General features: G+C 68.1%; 14 protein-coding genes. 1 reads left to right on the plus strand and 13 read right to left on the minus strand.

The window, feature by feature from the left end:
• Positions 1-50: 50 nt before the first annotated feature.
• Positions 51-1292 (minus strand): bifunctional glutamate N-acetyltransferase/amino-acid acetyltransferase ArgJ, encoded by a 1242-nt coding sequence (gene argJ, locus F3J18_RS14530; RefSeq protein WP_025096848.1) that lies wholly within the window; start codon positions 1290-1292, stop codon positions 51-53.
• Between the two features lie 170 nt (positions 1293-1462).
• The gene (gene secA / locus F3J18_RS14535) at positions 1463-4264 is read right to left on the minus strand and encodes a preprotein translocase subunit SecA (RefSeq protein WP_025096849.1); all 2802 of its coding nucleotides are present in this window, start codon (positions 4262-4264) and stop codon (positions 1463-1465) included.
• A gap of 360 nt (positions 4265-4624) precedes the next feature.
• Here secA and F3J18_RS14540 point away from each other — a divergent pair, with 360 nt between their 5' ends.
• Entirely contained in the window at positions 4625-5107 is a 483-nt protein-coding gene (locus F3J18_RS14540) for a DUF721 domain-containing protein (protein ID WP_036038922.1), read from the plus strand.
• 78 nt (positions 5108-5185) lie between these two features.
• Here the strand turns inward: F3J18_RS14540 and lpxC are convergent, their stop codons facing one another.
• The 11 genes from lpxC to mraY all read right to left on the minus strand — a co-directional run bounded on the left by lpxC (position 5186) and on the right by mraY (position 17798).
• Positions 5186-6103, minus strand: a complete 918-nt coding sequence (gene lpxC / locus F3J18_RS14545; RefSeq protein ID WP_025096851.1) for a UDP-3-O-acyl-N-acetylglucosamine deacetylase — start codon at positions 6101-6103, stop codon at positions 5186-5188.
• Between the two features lie 251 nt (positions 6104-6354).
• Positions 6355-6861 (minus strand): peroxiredoxin, encoded by a 507-nt coding sequence (locus F3J18_RS14550; protein WP_025096852.1) that lies wholly within the window; start codon positions 6859-6861, stop codon positions 6355-6357.
• A gap of 183 nt (positions 6862-7044) precedes the next feature.
• Complete coding sequence (gene ftsZ, locus F3J18_RS14555) at positions 7045-8238, minus strand: cell division protein FtsZ (protein WP_013696555.1); 1194 nt, start codon at positions 8236-8238, stop codon at positions 7045-7047.
• Positions 8239-8341: 103 nt separating this feature from the next.
• Positions 8342-9574 carry a cell division protein FtsA gene (gene ftsA, locus F3J18_RS14560; protein WP_013696554.1) on the minus strand — a complete coding sequence of 411 codons (1233 nt, stop codon included), beginning with the start codon at positions 9572-9574 and terminating at the stop codon, positions 8342-8344.
• Between the two features lie 25 nt (positions 9575-9599).
• Positions 9600-10352 carry a cell division protein FtsQ/DivIB gene (locus F3J18_RS14565; RefSeq protein WP_025096853.1) on the minus strand — a complete coding sequence of 251 codons (753 nt, stop codon included), beginning with the start codon at positions 10350-10352 and terminating at the stop codon, positions 9600-9602.
• Positions 10353-10371: 19 nt separating this feature from the next.
• Positions 10372-11313: a D-alanine--D-alanine ligase gene (locus F3J18_RS14570; RefSeq protein WP_025096854.1), complete on the minus strand. Its 942-nt coding sequence runs from the start codon at positions 11311-11313 to the stop codon at positions 10372-10374.
• A gap of 1 nt (position 11314) precedes the next feature.
• Entirely contained in the window at positions 11315-12712 is a 1398-nt protein-coding gene (gene murC / locus F3J18_RS14575; RefSeq protein ID WP_098181330.1) for a UDP-N-acetylmuramate--L-alanine ligase, read from the minus strand.
• Positions 12709-13812 (minus strand): undecaprenyldiphospho-muramoylpentapeptide beta-N-acetylglucosaminyltransferase, encoded by a 1104-nt coding sequence (gene murG, locus F3J18_RS14580; protein WP_025096856.1) that lies wholly within the window; start codon positions 13810-13812, stop codon positions 12709-12711. Before murG ends, murC begins: the two co-directional genes overlap by 4 nt.
• A complete protein-coding gene (gene ftsW, locus F3J18_RS14585; protein WP_013696549.1) occupies positions 13809-15095 on the minus strand; it encodes a putative lipid II flippase FtsW in 1287 nt (428 codons plus the stop codon). The genes murG and ftsW overlap by 4 nt, the downstream gene beginning before the upstream one ends.
• The gene (gene murD / locus F3J18_RS14590) at positions 15092-16603 is read right to left on the minus strand and encodes a UDP-N-acetylmuramoyl-L-alanine--D-glutamate ligase (RefSeq protein WP_166913187.1); all 1512 of its coding nucleotides are present in this window, start codon (positions 16601-16603) and stop codon (positions 15092-15094) included. The genes ftsW and murD overlap by 4 nt, the downstream gene beginning before the upstream one ends.
• 25 nt (positions 16604-16628) lie before the next feature.
• Positions 16629-17798, minus strand: coding sequence for a phospho-N-acetylmuramoyl-pentapeptide-transferase (gene mraY, locus F3J18_RS14595; protein ID WP_013696547.1), 1170 nt, complete (start codon positions 17796-17798; stop codon positions 16629-16631).
• Between the last annotated feature and the right edge of the window lie 14 nt (positions 17799-17812).

Here is a 17812-nt window from a genome sequence, read left to right on the forward strand (position 1 = left end):
GATTCGAGATTCGGCGGCGGCACGGCGCGCCGGGCGCGCCATGCGCCGGCTCAGGAGCGGTAGTCGGCGTTGATGCTGACGTAGTCGTGCGACAGGTCGCAGGTCCAGACCGTCGCGCTGGCCTCGCCGCGGCCCAGCAGCACGCGGATCGTGATCTCGCTCTGCTTCATCACGCGCTGGCCGTCGGCTTCCTGGTAGGCCGGGTTGCGGCCGCCGGCCTTGGCCACCAGCACGTCGTCGAGGTAGAGGTCGATCCTGCCGACGTCGAGATCGCCCACCCCGGCGTAGCCGATCGCGGCCAGGATCCGGCCGAGGTTGGGGTCCGAGGCGTAGAACGCCGTCTTCACCAGCGGCGAATGGCCGATCGCGTAGGCGATCTTCCGGCATTCCGCCACGTCGCGGCCGCCCTCGACCTGCACCGTCATGAACTTGGTGGCGCCCTCGCCGTCGCGCACGATCAGTTGCGACAGCGTCTGCGCCACCTCGGTGACGGCCTCGCGCAGCGCCGCGTAGGCGGGCGAGTCCACCGAATCGATCGCCGGCAGGCTCGACTTGCCCGAGGCGATCAGGATGAAGGAATCGTTGGTCGAGGTATCGCCGTCGATCGTGATGCAGTTGAAGGAGCGGTTCGCGACTTCCTTCACCAGTTGGTCGAGCACCGGCTGCGCGACCTTGGCGTCGAAGGCCAGGTAGCCGAGCATGGTGGCCATGTTCGGCTTGATCATGCCGGCGCCCTTGCTGATGCCGGTCAGCGTGACCGTGTGGCCGTCGATCGTGACCTGGCGCGAGGCGGCCTTGGGCAGCGTGTCGGTGGTCATGATCGCCTGCGCGGCGTCGAACCAGTTGGCGGCCGCCCGGTTCGCCAGCGCGGCCGGCAGGCCGGCCTTCAGGCGATCGACGGGCAGCGGCTCGAGAATCACGCCGGTGGAGAACGGCAGCACCTGCGAGGGCTGCAGGCCGGCCAGGCGCGCGAGCTCGTCGCAGGTCGCGCGGGTCGCCGCCAGGCCCGGCTCGCCGGTGCCGGCGTTCGCGTTACCGGTATTGACCACCAGCGCGCGAATCGCCGGGCCGCCGGCACGCACCGCAGCCAGGTGTTCGCGGCAGACGATCACGGGCGCCGCACAGAAGCGGTTCTCGGTGAACACGCCGGCCACCGTCGCGCCTTCCTCGACCGAGATGACGAGCACGTCCTTGCGGTTCGGCTTGCGGATGTTGGCCTCGGCCCAGCCTAGCGTGACGCCGGCGACGGGATGCAGTTGCGCGGGATCGATCGAAGGGAAATTGACAGCCATGGAGACACCTGCCGGAAGGAAAATGCCGGCTCCTGCCGGCATCGATGGATTCGAACGAAGCGGCGGCGCGCATTGCTGCGGGCCGCCGCGGATTCATCTTGCAGTACCCAAGTGACGAAACGGCGACCGTGCGCGGCATGGATCGCATGCCGCGCCGAACGCCGCCGGGATCAGCTCAGCTTGCCGTGGCACTGCTTGTACTTCTTGCCGCTGCCGCAGGGGCAGGGATCGTTGCGCCCGACCCGCGGCACCTCGCCCACGGCATTGCCCGCCATCGCGTCGCCGACCAGCTCGGCCGTGGCATCGGTGGCGGCCGCCGCGGCCACCGCGACGCCGGCCGCAGCCGCGCCCGCATCGGAGAAATCGGCGTGGCGGAACTCGACGTTGTCGAGATTGCCGCCCGCTTCCTCGATCTGCTCGGCGGCTTCCTCGAGCTGCTCGGGCGACTGGATCTGCACGTTCATGACGATGCGCGTGACTTCCTGTTTGGTCGCCTCGAGCATCGCGGCGAACAGCTCGAAGGCCTCGCGCTTGTATTCCTGCTTCGGGTTCTTCTGCGCGTAACCGCGCAGGTGGATGCCCTGGCGTAGGTGGTCGAGCGCGGCCAGGTGCTCGCGCCAGAGGCGGTCGAGCGTCTGCAGCATGATCGAGCGCTCGAAGGAGCTGAAGGCCTCGCGGCCGACCATCGTGACCTTGGCCTCGTAATGCTCGTCGGCGGCCGTCACGACGGCTTCGAGGATTTCGTCGACGCTGATCGACTGCGACTCGTTGACCATCTCCTGGATCGCCAGGTCGAGCCCCCAGTCGTTGCGCAGCGCTTCCTCGAGCTCGGGCAGGTCCCATTGCTCCTCGATGCTGCCCTGCGGCACGAACTGGTGGACCACCTCGGTGATCACGCCATGGCGCATCGCGCCGATCGTCTCGGCGATGTCGTGCGCCTCGAGCAGTTCATTGCGCTGCTGGTAGATGACCTTGCGCTGGTCGTTGGAGACGTCGTCGTATTCGAGCAACTGCTTGCGGATGTCGAAGTTGCGCGCCTCGACCTTGCGTTGCGCCGATTCGATCGAGCGCGTCACGATGCCGGCCTCGATCGCCTCGCCCTCGGGCATCTTCAGGCGGTCCATGATGGCGCGCACGCGGTCGCCCGCGAAGATGCGCAGCAGCGGATCGTCGAGCGACAGGTAGAAGCGCGAGGAACCCGGGTCGCCCTGGCGGCCGGCACGGCCGCGCAGCTGGTTGTCGATCCGGCGCGATTCGTGGCGCTCGGTGCCGATGATGTGCAGGCCGCCGGCGGCCTTGACCTGCTCGTGCAGCGTCTCCCACTCGTCGTGCAGCTGCTTGATGCGCGCGGCCTTCTCCTCGGCCGGGATCGCCTCGTCGGCCTCGAGGAAGGCGGCCTGCTTCTCGGCGTTGCCGCCCAGCACGATGTCGGTACCGCGACCGGCCATGTTGGTGGCGATCGTGATCCGCTTGGGCCGGCCGGCCTCGGCGACGATCGCCGCCTCGCGCGCGTGCTGCTTGGCGTTGAGCACCTCGTGCGGCAGCCCGGCCTGCTTGAGCAGGTGCGAGAGCAGCTCGGAGTTCTCGATCGAGGTGGTACCGACCAGCACCGGCTGGCCACGCTCGTAGCAGTCGCGGATGTCGCGGATCACCGCGTCGTAGCGCTCCTTCGCGCTCTTGTAGATCTGGTCCTGCTTGTCGATCCGCTTGGGCGGACGGTTGGTGGGGATCACCACCGTCTCGAGGCCGTAGATCTCGTTGAATTCGTACGCTTCGGTATCGGCCGTGCCGGTCATGCCGGCCAGCTTCGCGTACATGCGGAAGTAGTTCTGGAAGGTGATCGAGGCGAGCGTCTGGTTCTCGCTCTGGATCTTCGCGTGCTCCTTGGCCTCGACCGCCTGGTGCAGGCCGTCGGACCAGCGGCGGCCCGCCATCAGGCGGCCGGTGAACTCGTCGACGATCACCACCTCGCCGTTCTGCACCACGTAGTGCTGGTCGAGATGGAACAGCGTGTGGGCACGCAGCGCCGCGTACACGTGGTGCATCAGCGTGATGTTCTGCGGCGCGTACAGGCTCTCGCCCTCGCCGATCAGGCCCCACTCGGACAGCAGGCGCTCGGCCTTCTCGTGACCCAACTCGGTCAGGAACACCTGGCGCGCCTTCTCGTCGAGCGTGTAGTCGCCCGGCTTCTCGACGCCGGTGCCGTCGGCCTTTTCCTCGCCGATCTGGCGCTCGAGCAGCGGCGGCAGCGCGTTCATGCGCACGTAGAGTTCGGTGTGGTCCTCGGCCTGGCCCGAGATGATCAGCGGCGTGCGGGCCTCGTCGATCAGGATCGAGTCCACCTCGTCGACCACCGCAAAGTTCAGCGCCCGCTGCACGCGCGCCTCGGTCTCGTAGACCATGTTGTCGCGCAGGTAGTCGAAGCCGAATTCGTTGTTGGTGCCGTAGGTGATGTCGGACGCGTAGGCTTCCTGCTTCTGCTCGTGCTCCATGCCGGACAGGTTGATGCCGACCGACAGCCCGAGGAAGTTGTAGAGGCGCGCCATCCACTCGGCATCGCGCTGCGCCAGGTAGTCGTTGACGGTCACCACGTGCACGCCGCGGCCCGACAGCGCGTTCAGGTAGACCGGCAGCGTCGCCACCAGGGTCTTGCCCTCGCCGGTACGCATTTCGGCGATCTTGCCGTAATGCAGCACCATGCCGCCGATCAGTTGCACGTCGAAGTGGCGCATCTTCAGCACTCGCCGACTGGCTTCGCGGCACACCGCGAACGCCTCCGGCAGCAGCTTGTCGAGCGACTCGCCGGCCGCGACACGCTGCCGGAATTCACCCGTCTTGCCGCGCAACTGGTCATCCGTCAGCTGCTCGAATTGCGATTCGAGCGCATTGATCGCCGTGACGGTCTTTTGGTATTGCTTGACTAGCCGCTGGTTGCGGCTGCCAAAAATCTTCTGGAGAAAACCGGTTGTCATCGATCGGGTCTGCGTCGCAGCAACGGCCCCGGAGCGGATGACGCCGGCCCCGGCGCGCCGAGCCTTGGCGGCTTAGCGTATGAGTGAATTCAAACGAGGAATTTTAGCACGCGCATTTAGGCAAGCCGGTGTCGCGCCGGCACCGACTTCGCGGGCCGCGACGCCCGGGCCGAAGCTGCCCGCGCCGCTACCGATATGCGGGCGGATCGGCGCCACCGCAAGAGGCGCCGCGAGGACACGGCGAGGGGCGACTGCAGGGCCATCGCGGGACCCACCGCAAAACGATCCGGCCCCGTGGAAACGGCCGCCGGCCGCCATTGCGCGCGGTACAATCCGGCCATTGCTCCCGCCTGTCCGTCCATGAACCGCTCCTCCAGGTACGCCCATCCGTCAGGCTTCGCGCGGCCGCAGGTCGCCGCCGACGTGCTCAAGCGCACCGACGCGTTCGCCGCGCTGCGCGCCGGCGTCGAGCAGGTCGCCTCGCTGCAGCGCGACCTGCGCGCGCTGCTGCCCGAGTACCTGGCCAATCATGTCGATCCCGGCTCGATCAAGGACGGCGTGCTGACCCTGTTCGCGGGGCACAACGCGCTGGCCGCGCGGTTGCGGCAGGTCGCGCCGCGCCTGGTGGCCGACCTGCAGGCACGCGGCTGGCACGTGGCGATGCTGAAGGTCCGGGTGCGCCCGCAGGATGCTCCCGAGCCGGTGCGGATCAAGCAGGCGCGCATGACGCCGGCCGGTGCCGATGCACTGCGCGAACTGGCCGACAGCCTGCCGTCCTCGCCGCTGCAGAGCGCACTGGCACGGATGGCCGCGCGCCACGCCAAGACAAAACCGACGCGCTGAAATCGCCGCCTTGCCGGCCCGAAACGCAAAAAAGGCAGCCGGAAGGCTGCCTTTCTCATTAGACCCCGCCGAAACCGCTCAGGCGAAGGCCGTCTGCGCCTCGAAACCGAAACCGCGCGGCGCGGCCTTCAGGTCATCGAACGTGACGATCTCGTAGGCGTCCTCGTGCGCGAGCAATTCACGCAGCAGCGCGTTGTTCAGCCCGTGGCCCGACTTGTAGGCCGTATACGAGGCCAGCAGCGGATGGCCGATCACGTAGAGATCGCCGATCGCGTCGAGCATCTTGTGCTTCACGAACTCGTCGTCGTAGCGCAGGCCGTCGTTGTTGAGGATGCGGTACTCGTCGAGCACGATCGCGTTGTCCATGCTGCCGCCGCGCGCAAGGCCGAGCTCGCGCAGCATCTCGACCTCGTGCGCGAAGCCGAAGGTGCGGGCCCGCGCGATCTCGCGAACATACGAGGTGGTACCGAAATCGACCTCGAGCTCCTGGCCGGTCTTGTCGACGGCCGGATGGCGGAAGTCGATGGTGAACTTGAGCTTGAAGCCGAAGTAGGGATCGAGTCGCGCGAACTTGTCGCCGTCGCGGATCTCCACCCGGCGCTTGACCTGGATGAAGCGCTTCGGCGCGTTCTGTTCCTCAATGCCGGCCGACTGGATCAGGAACACGAAGGACGCGGCGCTGCCGTCCATGATCGGGATTTCCTCGGCGGTCACGTCGACGTAGAGATTGTCGATGCCGAGGCCGGCGCAGGCCGACATCAGGTGCTCGATGGTCGAGACGCGCGCGCCGTCCTTCTGCAGCACCGAGGCCAGGCGCGTGTCGCCGATCGCCAGCGGCTTGGCCGGGATCTCGACCGGCGTGGCCAAATCGACGCGCGTGAAAACAATCCCCGTGCCCGCTGCGGCCGGACGGAGCGTCAGTTCGACCTTGCGGCCCGAGTGGACGCCAATGCCGACGGTCTTCACGATCGATTTGATGGTTCGCTGCTTCAACATGGTGTTGTGCTTCTTGATTGAAGTTATCAATCAGGACTTTTATTCGATAGACGAGAGTATAGCGCAAAACGACAGGCCGGGTTGCGCCGAATGTCGTATCAACTGTTTCTGCACGTTACCCCTGCAAGGCACGCACAGGTCAAGAAAGACGGGCCGGCGCCCGGAACGGAGGCGTTCCCGGACGACGGCCCGTGTTGCGGCACCCTTTTATGCGACGCGTTGCCGCGACGCAACGTGCGGCGCGAAGCGCGTCAGCGCTTCACGGCCGCCAGGATGCTTGCCGCGTCGCTGACTTCGAACTTGCCCGGTGCCTCGACGGCCAGCGTCTTGACCACGCCGTCGTCGACCACCATCGCGTAGCGCTGGGAACGAATTCCCATGCCGCGCGCGGACAGATCCTGCGTAAGCCCCAGTGCATGAGTGAAGGCTGCGCTGCCGTCCGCGATCATGCGCACCTTGCCCGCGGTGTGCTGATCCCGTCCCCAAGCGCCCATCACGAATGCGTCGTTGACGGACACGCACCAGATCTCGTCGATGCCGGCCGCGCTAAACGCGTCGAACTGCTCGACATAACCCGGTACATGCTTCGCCGAACAGGTCGGCGTGAACGCGCCCGGCAATCCGAAGATCACCACGCGCTTGCCCGCCGTCTGCTCACGCACGTCGAGCGCATTCGGCCCGAGCGTGCAGCCCTCGCGCGCTTCGTCGACGAATTCGAAGACTTGTGCGTCGGGCAGCGTGTCGCCTGCTTGAATCATGACTGGTCCTTCATTGCGATGCGGTTGCGGGTGACGTAACCGACAGGGACGGCAAGGCCCATTCCGCCTCGCGAATGCGAAGAGGGCAGCTGGCCCGGCCCGGCGTCGACAGCGACGCGGCCTGTTGCGGTTGCGTTCAACCCGTCAGGTCGGCTGGCCGCGCGAGCGGCCGGCCTGCCCCTGTCAGTCGGCCTGCTTGCGCAGGAAGGCCGGGATGTCGTACGTGTCGACGCCCTTTTCCTGCAGCGCCTGCACGTGCGACGCCGCCGTCTCGCGCGAATTGCGCCAGACCGCCGGCGTGTCGAGCGCGCCGTAGTCCGACGTATTCACGTGCGCCGGCGCGTAGCTGTGGCCGACCGCGCCAACCGGCTGGTTGTCGGTGCCGGTGCGCAGCAGCGTCATCGGCGTGGTCTGCTGCTTCTTCGCGGCACGGCCCAGGCCGGTGGCGACCACCGTCACGCGCAGCGCATCGCCCATCGCGTCGTCGTAGACCGCGCCGAAGATCACGGTCGCGTCTTCCGCGGCGTAGCTCTTGATGGTGTTCATCACTTCGCGCGTTTCCGACAGACGCAGCGAACGGCTCGAGGTGATGTTGACCAGCACGCCACGCGCGCCCGACAGGTCCACGCCTTCCAGCAGCGGGCTTGCGACCGCCTGCTCGGCGGCCAGGCGCGCGCGATCGACGCCCGCGACCGTCGCGGTGCCCATCATCGCCTTGCCCTGCTCGCCCATCACCGTCTTCACGTCCTCGAAGTCGACGTTGACCAGGCCGTCGACATTGATGATCTCGGCGATGCCGGCCACGGCGTTGTTCAGCACGTCGTCGGCGCACTGGAAGCACTTGTCCATCTCGGCGTCGTCGCCCATCACGTCGAACAGCTTGTCGTTGAGCACCACGATCAGCGAATCGACGTGATCCTCGAGCTGTTGCGCGCCGGCCTCGGCCACGCGCATGCGCTTGCCGCCCTCGAACTCGAACGGCTTGCTGACGACACCCACCGTCAGGATGCCCATTTCCTTGGCGATCTGCGCCACCACGGGCGCGGCGCCCGTGCCGGTGCCGCCGCCCATGCCGGCGGTGATGAACACCATGTGCGCGCCGCGCAGCGAATCGGCGATGCGCTCACGCGCCTCTTCCGCCGCCGCACGACCCATGTCCGGCTTCGCGCCGGCGCCCAGGCCGGTGTTGCCGAGCTGGATCACGTTCGGTGCGCGCGAGCGCGAGAGCGCCTGCGCGTCGGTGTTCATGACGACGAAATCGACGCCCTGGACACCACGGTTGATCATGTGCGCCACGGCGTTGCCGCCCGCGCCACCGACCCCGATCACCTTGATGATGGTGCCGTTGGTCTCGGTTTCCAGCATTTCGAATTCCATTGTTGCCTCCGTCAAGAAAGATAAATCTGCTCGGCCGTTATCCGGCAGGAGATCGGGCAACCTCCTGTCCGCGCGCCGGCCGCCGGCACCGGCGCTAAAACCCTTAGAAATTGCTCAGGAACCAGTCCTTCATGCGCGTGAAGATCTGCCCCGCGGAACCGGATTGCACGGCGACCTTGCGCCCGCGCATCCGCTGCGCGCTGCCCTCCACCAGCAGCCCCATCGCCGTCGAGTAGCGCGGATTGCGCACCACGTCGGCCAGGCCGCCCGCGTATTCCGGCGCGCCGATGCGCACCGGTTTGAGGAAGATGTCCTCGCCGAGTTCGACCATGCCCGGCATCATCGCAGCACCGCCGGTCAGCACGACACCGGAACTCAGTAACTCTTCGTAACCCGACTCGCGCACCACCTGCTGCACCAGCGAGAACAGCTCCTCGACGCGCGGCTCGATGACCGCCGCCAGCGCCTGGCGCGACAGCGTGCGCGGGCCGCGCTCGCCGAGCCCCGGCACCTCGACCATCTCGTCCGGGTCGGCCAGCGCCTGCTTGGCGATGCCGTGGCTGACCTTGATGTCCTCCGCGTCCGGCGTCGGCGTGCGCAGCGCCATCGCGATGTCGCTGGTGATCTGGTCGCCGGCGATCGGGATCACCGCGGTATGGCGGATCGCGCCTTCGGCGAAGATCGCGATGTCGGTGGTGCCGCCGCCGATGTCGACCAGCACCACGCCGAGATCCTTCTCGTCCTCGGTCAGCACCGCCAGCGACGAGGCCAGCGGCTGCAGGATCAGGTCGTTCACTTCCAGCCCGCAGCGGCGCACGCACTTGACGATGTTCTGCGCGGCGCTGACCGCGCCCGTCACGATGTGCACCTTCACCTCGAGGCGGATCCCGCTCATGCCGATCGGCTCGCGCACGTCCTCCTGGCCGTCGATGATGAATTCCTGGGTCAGGATGTGCAGCACCTGCTGGTCGGTCGGGATGTTGATCGCCTTGGCGGTCTCGATCACGCGCGCCACGTCGGTCTGGGTGACCTCCTTCTCCTTGATCGCCACCATCCCGCTCGAGTTGAAGCTGCGGATGTGGCTGCCGGCGATCCCCGTGAACACGTTCGTGATCTTGCAGTCGGCCATCAGCTCGGCTTCCTCGAGCGCGCGCTGGATCGACTGCACGGTGGCCTCGATGTTCACCACCACGCCTTTCTTGAGACCTTTCGACTCGCTCTGGCCAAGCCCGATCACCTCGTAGTGGCCCTCGCCTTTCAGCTCCGCCACGACGGCCACGACCTTCGACGTGCCAATGTCGAGGGCAACCAGCAGATCCTTGTAGTCTTTGCTCATAAGTGCTCTTGCGTGTGATGTCTTGTTACTTTTTGGCCTTGTCGGCGTCGCTCAGGAAGCGCATGTTCGCCGCCCGGATCGCAAAACCGTTCGGATAACGCAGGTCCGCGTACTCGATGTCCTTGCCCCAGCGTTGCGTCACGGCCGGCCACGCGGCGACCAGCCGTTGCGCGCGATCCGGCAGCGTGTCGCCATTGCGCTCGCGACCGAATTCGATCTCCATGCCGTTGGCCAGCTTCACCGTCCAGGCGTAGCGCGAGGACAGGCTCACCTCCTCGGGCGCCGAGTCGAGCGGCGCGAGCCACTTCGCGAAGTCGCGATAGCGCTGCACCACCTCCCTCGCGCTGCCGTCCGGTCCGTCGAAGGCCGGCAGTTCCTCGTCGAGTTCGCCCTGGTTGGCCGTGAACAGCTCGCCGTCGGTGCTGACCAGCTGGTCGCTGCCCCAGGTACCCAGCGGCTTGTACTCCTCCAGCGTGACAGCCAGCGCGTTCGGCCAGACCCGCCGCACGCTGGCGTGGCGCACCCACGGCATCTGCTCGAACGCGACGCGCGCGGTGTCGAGATCGACCGTGAAGAAATTGCCCTTCAGCCGCCCGACCACGCCGGCGCGCACGGTGGGCGCGTTGATGTGCTCGGTGTCGCCGTCGATCAGGATCGTCCGCAGCGCGAAAGCCGGGCGCTGGATCAGCCAGTAGCAGCCCGCCGCCGTGCAACCGAGCAGCAGCAGCGCGTAGAGCGCGCTGGCCGCGAGGTTGAGTTGGCGAACGTTGTTCCACATGGTTGCGTCCCGTGTCCCGTCAGTCTTCGAGCGTCATGGCCAGCACCTTCACCACCAGCTCCGAGTAGCTGATGCCGACCGCGCGCGCCGCCTTGGGCGGCAGCGAGTGGTCGGTCATGCCCGGCGCGGTGTTCACTTCCAGGAAATACGGGTTGCCCGCGGCGTCGAGCATGAAGTCGGCGCGCCCCCAGTCGGTGCAGCCCAGCACGTCGAAGGCTCGGCGCGCCAGGCGCTTGACTTCGGCTTCGCGGCCAGCCTCGATGCCGCAAGGAATCAGGTACTGCGTGTCGTCGGCGATGTACTTCGCGTGGTAGTCGTAGAACTCGCCGGCCGGCACGATGCGGATCACCGGCAGGTCCAGGTCGCCGGCGATGCAGGCGGTGTACTCGCCGCCGCCCTCGATGCTCTTCTCGACCAGCACGATCTTGTCGTGCCGCGCGGCCTCGTCGAGCGCGGCAGGCAGCGCCGCCGCGTCCTTGACCTTGATCACCGCCACGCTCGAGCCCTCGCTGGCCGGCTTCACGAACAGCGGCAGGCCCAGCTTCGCGACGATTTCCGGCGCGCGCGCGGCGTAGTCGTCGCCGCGCAGCACCACCTCGAACGGCGGCGTGGGGATGCCGGTCTGCTGCCAGACCAGCTTGGTGCGGAACTTGTCGAGGCCGAGCGCCGAGCCGAGCACGCCGGTGCCGGTGTAGCGGATGCCGTAGAAGTCGAGCGCGCCCTGGATCTGGCCGTTCTCGCCGTAGCCGCCGTGCAGCGCGTTGAAGGCGCGCACGTAGCCTTCGTCCTTGAGCGCGGCCAGCGGCCGCTCGGACGGATCGAACGGATGCGCGTCGATGCCGGCCTCGCGCAGCCCCTGCACGACCAGCGTGCCCGATTTCAGCGATACCTCGCGCTCGGCGGACACGCCGCCCAACAGTACCGCCACCTTGCCGAAACGTTTCGGATCGATCCCGCTCATGTCATCCCTTCTGTTGCTGTTGCTGCGCGATCCGGCCCGGCACCGCGCCGATCGAACCCGCGCCCATCGTGATCACCACATCGCCGGCGCGCACCACCTGGGCGAGCGCGGCCGGGACCTCGTCGACGCCGGCCACGAAGCTCGGATCGACCCGGCCGATCTCGCGCAGCGCGCGCGACAGGGCCTCGCCGCTGGCGGTCGGGATCGCCGCCTCGCCGGCCGCGTAGACCTCGGTCAGCACCAGCGCGTCGACGGTCGACAGCACGTTGACGAAATCCTCGAAGCAGTCGCGCGTGCGCGTATAGCGATGCGGCTGGAACGCCAGCACCAGCCGGCGGCCCGGGAACGCGCCGCGCGCCGCGGCGATGGTGGCCGCCATCTCGACCGGGTGATGGCCGTAGTCGTCGATCAGCGTGTAGCTGCCGCCGTCGGCCGCGGCGAGTTCGCCGTAGCGCTGGAAGCGCCGGCCCACGCCGTTGAAGTCGGCCAGCGCCTGCTGGATCGCCGCGTCCGCCACGCCGAGATCGGTGGCGATCGCGATCGCCGCCAGCGCGTTCTGCACGTTGTGCAGACCCGGCAGGTTCAGCACCACCGGCAGCGGCGCGTGGCCGTCGCGGATCACCGTGAAGTGCATGCGGCCGTCGCGCGCGTCGACCTGCTCGGCCCGCACCTCGGCGTCGGGCGACAGGCCGTAGCGCACCACCGGCTTGGAGATGAAGGGAATGATCTGGCGCACGTTCGGATCGTCGACGCAGACCACCGCGCTGCCGTAGAACGGCAGCCGCTGGGTGAATTCGATGAAGGCCTGCTTCAGGCGCGCGAAATCGTGCCCGTAGGTATCCATGTGGTCTTCATCGATGTTGGTGATCACCTCGATGACGGGATACAGGTTCAGGAACGAGGCATCCGACTCGTCCGCCTCGGCCACGATGAAGTCGCCCGAGCCGAGCCGCGCGTTGGCGCCGGCGCTGATCAGGCGGCCGCCGATCACGAAGGTCGGGTCCAGGCCGCCCGCGGCCAGCACGCTGGCCACCAGGCTGGTGGTGGTGGTCTTGCCGTGGGTGCCGGCGATCGCGATGCCCTGCTTCAGGCGCATCAGCTCGGCCAGCATCACCGCGCGCGGCACGATCGGCACGCGCAGCCGGCGCGCGGCTAGCACCTCGGGATTGTCCGAGCGCACCGCGGTGGACACCACCACGGCGTTCGCCCCCTCGATATTGGCCGCGTCGTGGCCGATCGCCACGCGCGCGCCGAGCGCCTCGAGCCGCTCGGTCACGGCATTGCGCGACAGGTCGGAGCCGCTGACCTGGTAGCCCAGATTGACCAGCACCTCGGCGATGCCGCTCATGCCAGCACCGCCGATGCCGACGAAATGGATGTGTTTGACGATGTGTTTCATGACTTCGATTCCAGGTTCGCGCCCGCGGCCTGCGCGCACACGCGCGCGACCACATCGGTGGCATCGGGCTTCGCAAGCGAGCGCGAACGTTCGGCCATCTGCGCGAGCGAGTCGCGCGTCTGGCCGCGCAGCCAGTCGGCGAGCAGCTCGGCCGACAGGTCGCGTTGTTGTACGAGGACCGCCGCGCCCTGGTCGGCCAGGAAGGCGGCGTTGGTGGTCTGGTGATCGTCGACCGCGTGCGGGAACGGCACGAACAACGCGGCTACGCCCACCGCGGCGATCTCCGAGACCGTCATCGCGCCGGAGCGGCAGATCACCAGGTCGGCGTTCGCATAGGCCGCGGCCATGTCGTCGATGAAGGGCAGCAGCTCGACGTCCTGGCCGGCCGCGAGCCCTGCCGCGTCGTAGTTCGCGCGCAGCGCGTCGATATGCTTGGCGCCGGCCTGGTGCACCACCCGCGGGCGGCTTTCGGGCGAGAGCAGCGCCAGCGCGCGGGGCACGACTTCGTTGAGCGCGGCCGCGCCCAGGCTGCCGCCCACCACCAGCAGGCGCAGCGGGCCGCTGCGCGCGGCGTAGCGCGCGGCCGGCAGCGCGCAATGCGCGAGCTCGTCGCGAATCGGGTTGCCGGTCCACTCGGCCTTCGGCAAGGCACCGGGGAAGGCCACCAGCACGCGCCGGGCCAGCTTGGCCAGCACCTTGTTGGCCAGGCCGCCGACCGAATTCTGCTCGTGCAGCACCAGCGGGCGGCCGGTCAGCGCGGTCATCACGCCGGCCGGGAAGGTGATGTAGCCGCCCATGCCGAGCACCACGTCGGGCTGCACGCGGCGCAATGCGCCGAGGCTCTGCGCGCAGGCGCGCAGCAGGTTGAAGGGCAGCGTCAGCTTGGTCTTCAGGCCCTTGCCGCGCAGCCCGCCGAAGCGCACCGGCTCCATCGGAATGCCGTGCTTGGGCACCAGGCTCGCTTCCATGCCGGCCGGATTGCCGAGCCACACCACGCGCCAGCCCTGCGCCTCCATCCGATGGGCGACGGCCAGCCCCGGGAACACGTGGCCCCCGGTGCCGCCTGCCATCACCATCAGCGTGCGCGGTTTGGCGCTCATATCTTGCCTCCGCGCATCAGCACCCGGTTCTCGTAGTCGACGCGCAGCAGCACCGCCAGCGAGATGCAGTTGAGCAGGATGCCCGAGCCGCCGTAGCTGACCAGCGGCAGCGTGAGGCCCTTGGTCGGCAGCAGGCCGAGGTTCACGCCCATGTTGATGAAGGCTTGCGCGCCGAACCAGATGCCGACGCCCTTGGCCATCAGCCCCGCGAAGGTGCGGTCGAGCGCGAGCGCCTGGCGGCCGATCTCGAAGGCCCGGCGCACGATCCAGTAGAACAGCAGGATCACCACCAGCACGCCGACGAAGCCGAGCTCCTCGCCGATCACGGCGAGGATGAAGTCGGTATGCGCCTCGGGCAGGTAGTTGAGCTTCTCGACGCTGCCGCCCAGGCCGACGCCGAACCACTCGCCGCGACCGAAGGCGATCAGCGAGTGGGTGAGCTGGTAGGCCTTGCCCTGCGCGTAGCGCTCGTCCCAGGGATCGAGATAGGCGAAGATCCGCTCGCGCCGCCAGGGCGAGAGCCAGACCAGCATCGTGAAGGTGCCGACCGCGGTGGCCACCAGGCCGCCGAACAGCTTGCCGTTCACGCCGCCGAGGAACAGCACGCCCATCGCGATCGCGGCCACCACCATGAAGGCGCCCATGTCGGGCTCGAGCAGCAGCAGCATGCCGACCAGGCCGACCGCGGCCGCCATCGGCATGAAGCCCTTGGCGAAGCTCTGCATGTACTCCTGCTTGCGCACCGTGTAGTTGGCCGCGTAGATCGTCACCGCGAGCTTCATGATCTCGGACGGCTGCATATTGGTGATGCCGAGCGGAATCCAGCGGCGCGCGCCGTTCACGCCCTTGCCGACGTGCGGCACCAGCACGATCGCCAGGGCCACCAGCGCCAGCAGGAACAGGTGCGGCGCGTACTTGTCCCAGGTCGCGATCGGCACCCGGAACGCGAACACGGCCGCCACGAAGGCGACCGTCAGCGACACGATATGGCGCAGCAGGAAGGCATAGTCGTGATAGGCGGCGTACTTCGGCGAATCGGGCATCGCGATCGACGCCGAATAGACCATCACCACGCCGAGCCCGAGCAGGGCGATCGCCACCCACATCAGCGAGTAGTCGAAGTCGAGCATGCGCGAGCGCGTCGGGCGCACCCCGCCGAGGCCGGCGGCCAGGCCGCTGGCGGCCGAGGCGGCGCGGCCGGTGGCGGCACGGGCGACGGAGGCGGCACCGCCGGCCTCGCGCTGGCCGATGAAACGGGAGACGAAACGGTCGGACCAGCTCATAGCGTCGTACCTCGATCGAGTGCGATGTCCTCGAGTGCGCTGCGGAACACGGCGGCGCGATGCGCGTAGCCGGTGAACATGTCGAAGCTCGCGCAGGCCGGCGACAGCAGCACCACGTCGCCGGGCTCGGCCATCATGCTGGCGGCCTGCACGGCCGCCTCGAGCGTGGCGTGTTCGACCAGCGGCACGCCGGTCTCGGCAAGCGCCTCGCGAATCAGCGGCGCGTCGCGGCCGATCAGCATCACGGTCCGGCACCAGCGCGCCACGGGCGCCGCGAGCGGCGCGAACGCCTGGCCCTTGCCGTCGCCGCCGGCGATCAGCACAGTGCGTTGCGCCAGGCCGTCGAGCGCGGCGACCGTCGCGCCGACATTGGTGCCCTTGCTGTCGTCGACGTAGTCGACTCCGTCGAGCGAGGCGATCAGCTCGACGCGATGGGCTTCGCCGCGGTATTCGCGCAGGCCGTGCAGCAGGGCGGCGGGCGGCAGCTCGATCGCGCGCGCCAGCGCGAACGCGGCCAGCGCGTTCGCGGCGTTATGCAGGCCGCGGATGCGCAGCGCGTCGGCCGGCATCAGCCGCTTGGAAACCAGGTTCGGCGCGGCGGCGGCCTCGGCCTTGCGGCGACGCGGCGAGACCGGTTCGTCGTTGCCGTCGCGATCGACCGCTTCCACCAGCCAGTTGATGCCGTTGTCGCGCGCGAGGCCGTAATCGCCCTCGCGGCTCGGCTCGTCCAGGCCGAAGGTGACGACGCGCGGCGCGTCGGCGGCGGCGGCCGGCGGCACGAACTTCATGACTTCGGCGTCGCCGCGGTTGAGCACGCGTACCGTGCGCGGCCCGAAGACGCGGCCCTTGGCGGCCGCGTAGGCCTCGAAGCCGCCATGCCAGTCGAGGTGATCCTGCGTGATGTTGAGCACGGTGGCCGCGTCGGGCGCGAAGCTTTCCGCGCTGTCCAGCTGGAAGCTCGACAGCTCGAGCACCCACACGTCCGGCAGCGCGGCCGCGTCGATCGCGGCCGAGAGCTTGTCGAGCATGGCCGGGCTGATATTGCCCGCCACCGCCACCGAGCGTCCGGCGCGTTCGCAGAGCAGCCCGGTCAGGCTGGTGGTGGTGGTCTTGCCATTGGTGCCCGTGATCGCCAGCACCTTGGGCGCGTAACCGTTCGCGGCCAGCGCCGCCAGCGCGCGCGCGAAGAATTCGAGTTCGCCCCACACCGGGATGCCGCGTTCGCGCGCGGCCGCCAGCAGCGAGGCCAGCGCGGGCTCCTGCGGCGACAGGCCCGGGCTCAGGGCGACCAGTTCGATGCCACCGTCGAGCAGAGCGGGCGAGAACGAACCGCCGACGAATTCCGCCTCGGCGACGGTCTCGCGCAGCGCGGCAAGATTCGGCGGCGCCTCGCGCGTATCCGCGATCCGCAGCGGACAGGCGTGCCTCGCGCACCAACGCGCGATCGCGAGACCCGATTCACCGAGCCCCAGCACCAGCACCATCGGCCGTTGCCGATCTCCAAACATCTCGCCAGACATCCTTGCTATCCCTTTACCGCAGCTTGAGGGTGGACAAACCGAACAGACAGAGCATCAGGGTGATGATCCAGAAGCGCACCACCACCTGCGTTTCCTTCCAGCCGGACAATTCGAAATGGTGATGCAGCGGCGCCATCTTGAAGATGCGGCGCCCTTCGCCGTAGCGGCGCTTGGTGTACTTGAACCAGGTGACCTGCAGCATCACGGAGAGCGTTTCGGCGACGAAGATCCCGCCCATGATGAACAGCACGATTTCCTGGCGCACGATCACCGCCACCGTGCCGAGCGCGCCGCCCAGCGCCAGCGCGCCGACGTCGCCCATGAACACCTGCGCGGGGTGCGTGTTGTACCAGAGGAAGGCCAGGCCCGCGCCGCCCATCGCCGAGCAGAAGATCAGCAGCTCGCCGGCGCCGGGGATGTGCGGGAACAGCAGGTATTTCGAGTAGACCGAGCTGCCCATCACGTAGGCGAAGATGCCCAGCGAGGAACCCACCAGCACCACCGGCATGATCACCAGGCCGTCGAGGCCGTCGGTGAGGTTGACGGCATTGCTCGCGCCGACGATCACCAGGTAGGTCAGCGCGATGAAGCCCCACACGCCGAGCGGATAGCTGATCGACTTGAGGAAGGGCAGCATCAGGTCGGCGCGCGCCGGCAGGCCCATCGACAGGCCGCTGCGCACCCAGGCCATGAACAGGTCGAACACGCGCACGTTGCTGGCTTCCGAGACGCTGAAGGCGAGGTAGACCGCCGCGAACAGCCCGATCAGCGATTGCCAGAAATACTTCTCCTTCGACGACATGCCGCGCGGGTCCTTGTGGACCACCTTGCGGTAGTCGTCGACCCAGCCGACCACGCCGAAGCCGAAGGTGACCAGCATCACGATCCAGATGAAACGGTTGGTCAGGTCGCCCCACAGCAGGGTCGCGACCGCGATGCCGATCAGGATCAGCACGCCGCCCATGGTCGGCGTGCCCGATTTCACCAGGTGCGTCTGCGGGCCGTCCTTGCGCACGGCCTGGCCGACCTTCATTTCGGTCAGCTTGCGGATCACCCAGGGGCCACAGACCAGGCCGATGCCCAGCGCGGTGATGGTGGCCATCACCGCACGGAACGTCAGGTATGTGAACAAGCGCAAAAAGCTTGCGTCACCTTGCAGCCATTGCGCCAGCGCCAGCAACATTGCTTACTTTCCTT

The organism is Burkholderia sp. Ax-1720 (assembly GCF_011753035.1).
Taxonomy (GTDB): domain Bacteria; phylum Pseudomonadota; class Gammaproteobacteria; order Burkholderiales; family Burkholderiaceae; genus Burkholderia; species Burkholderia gladioli.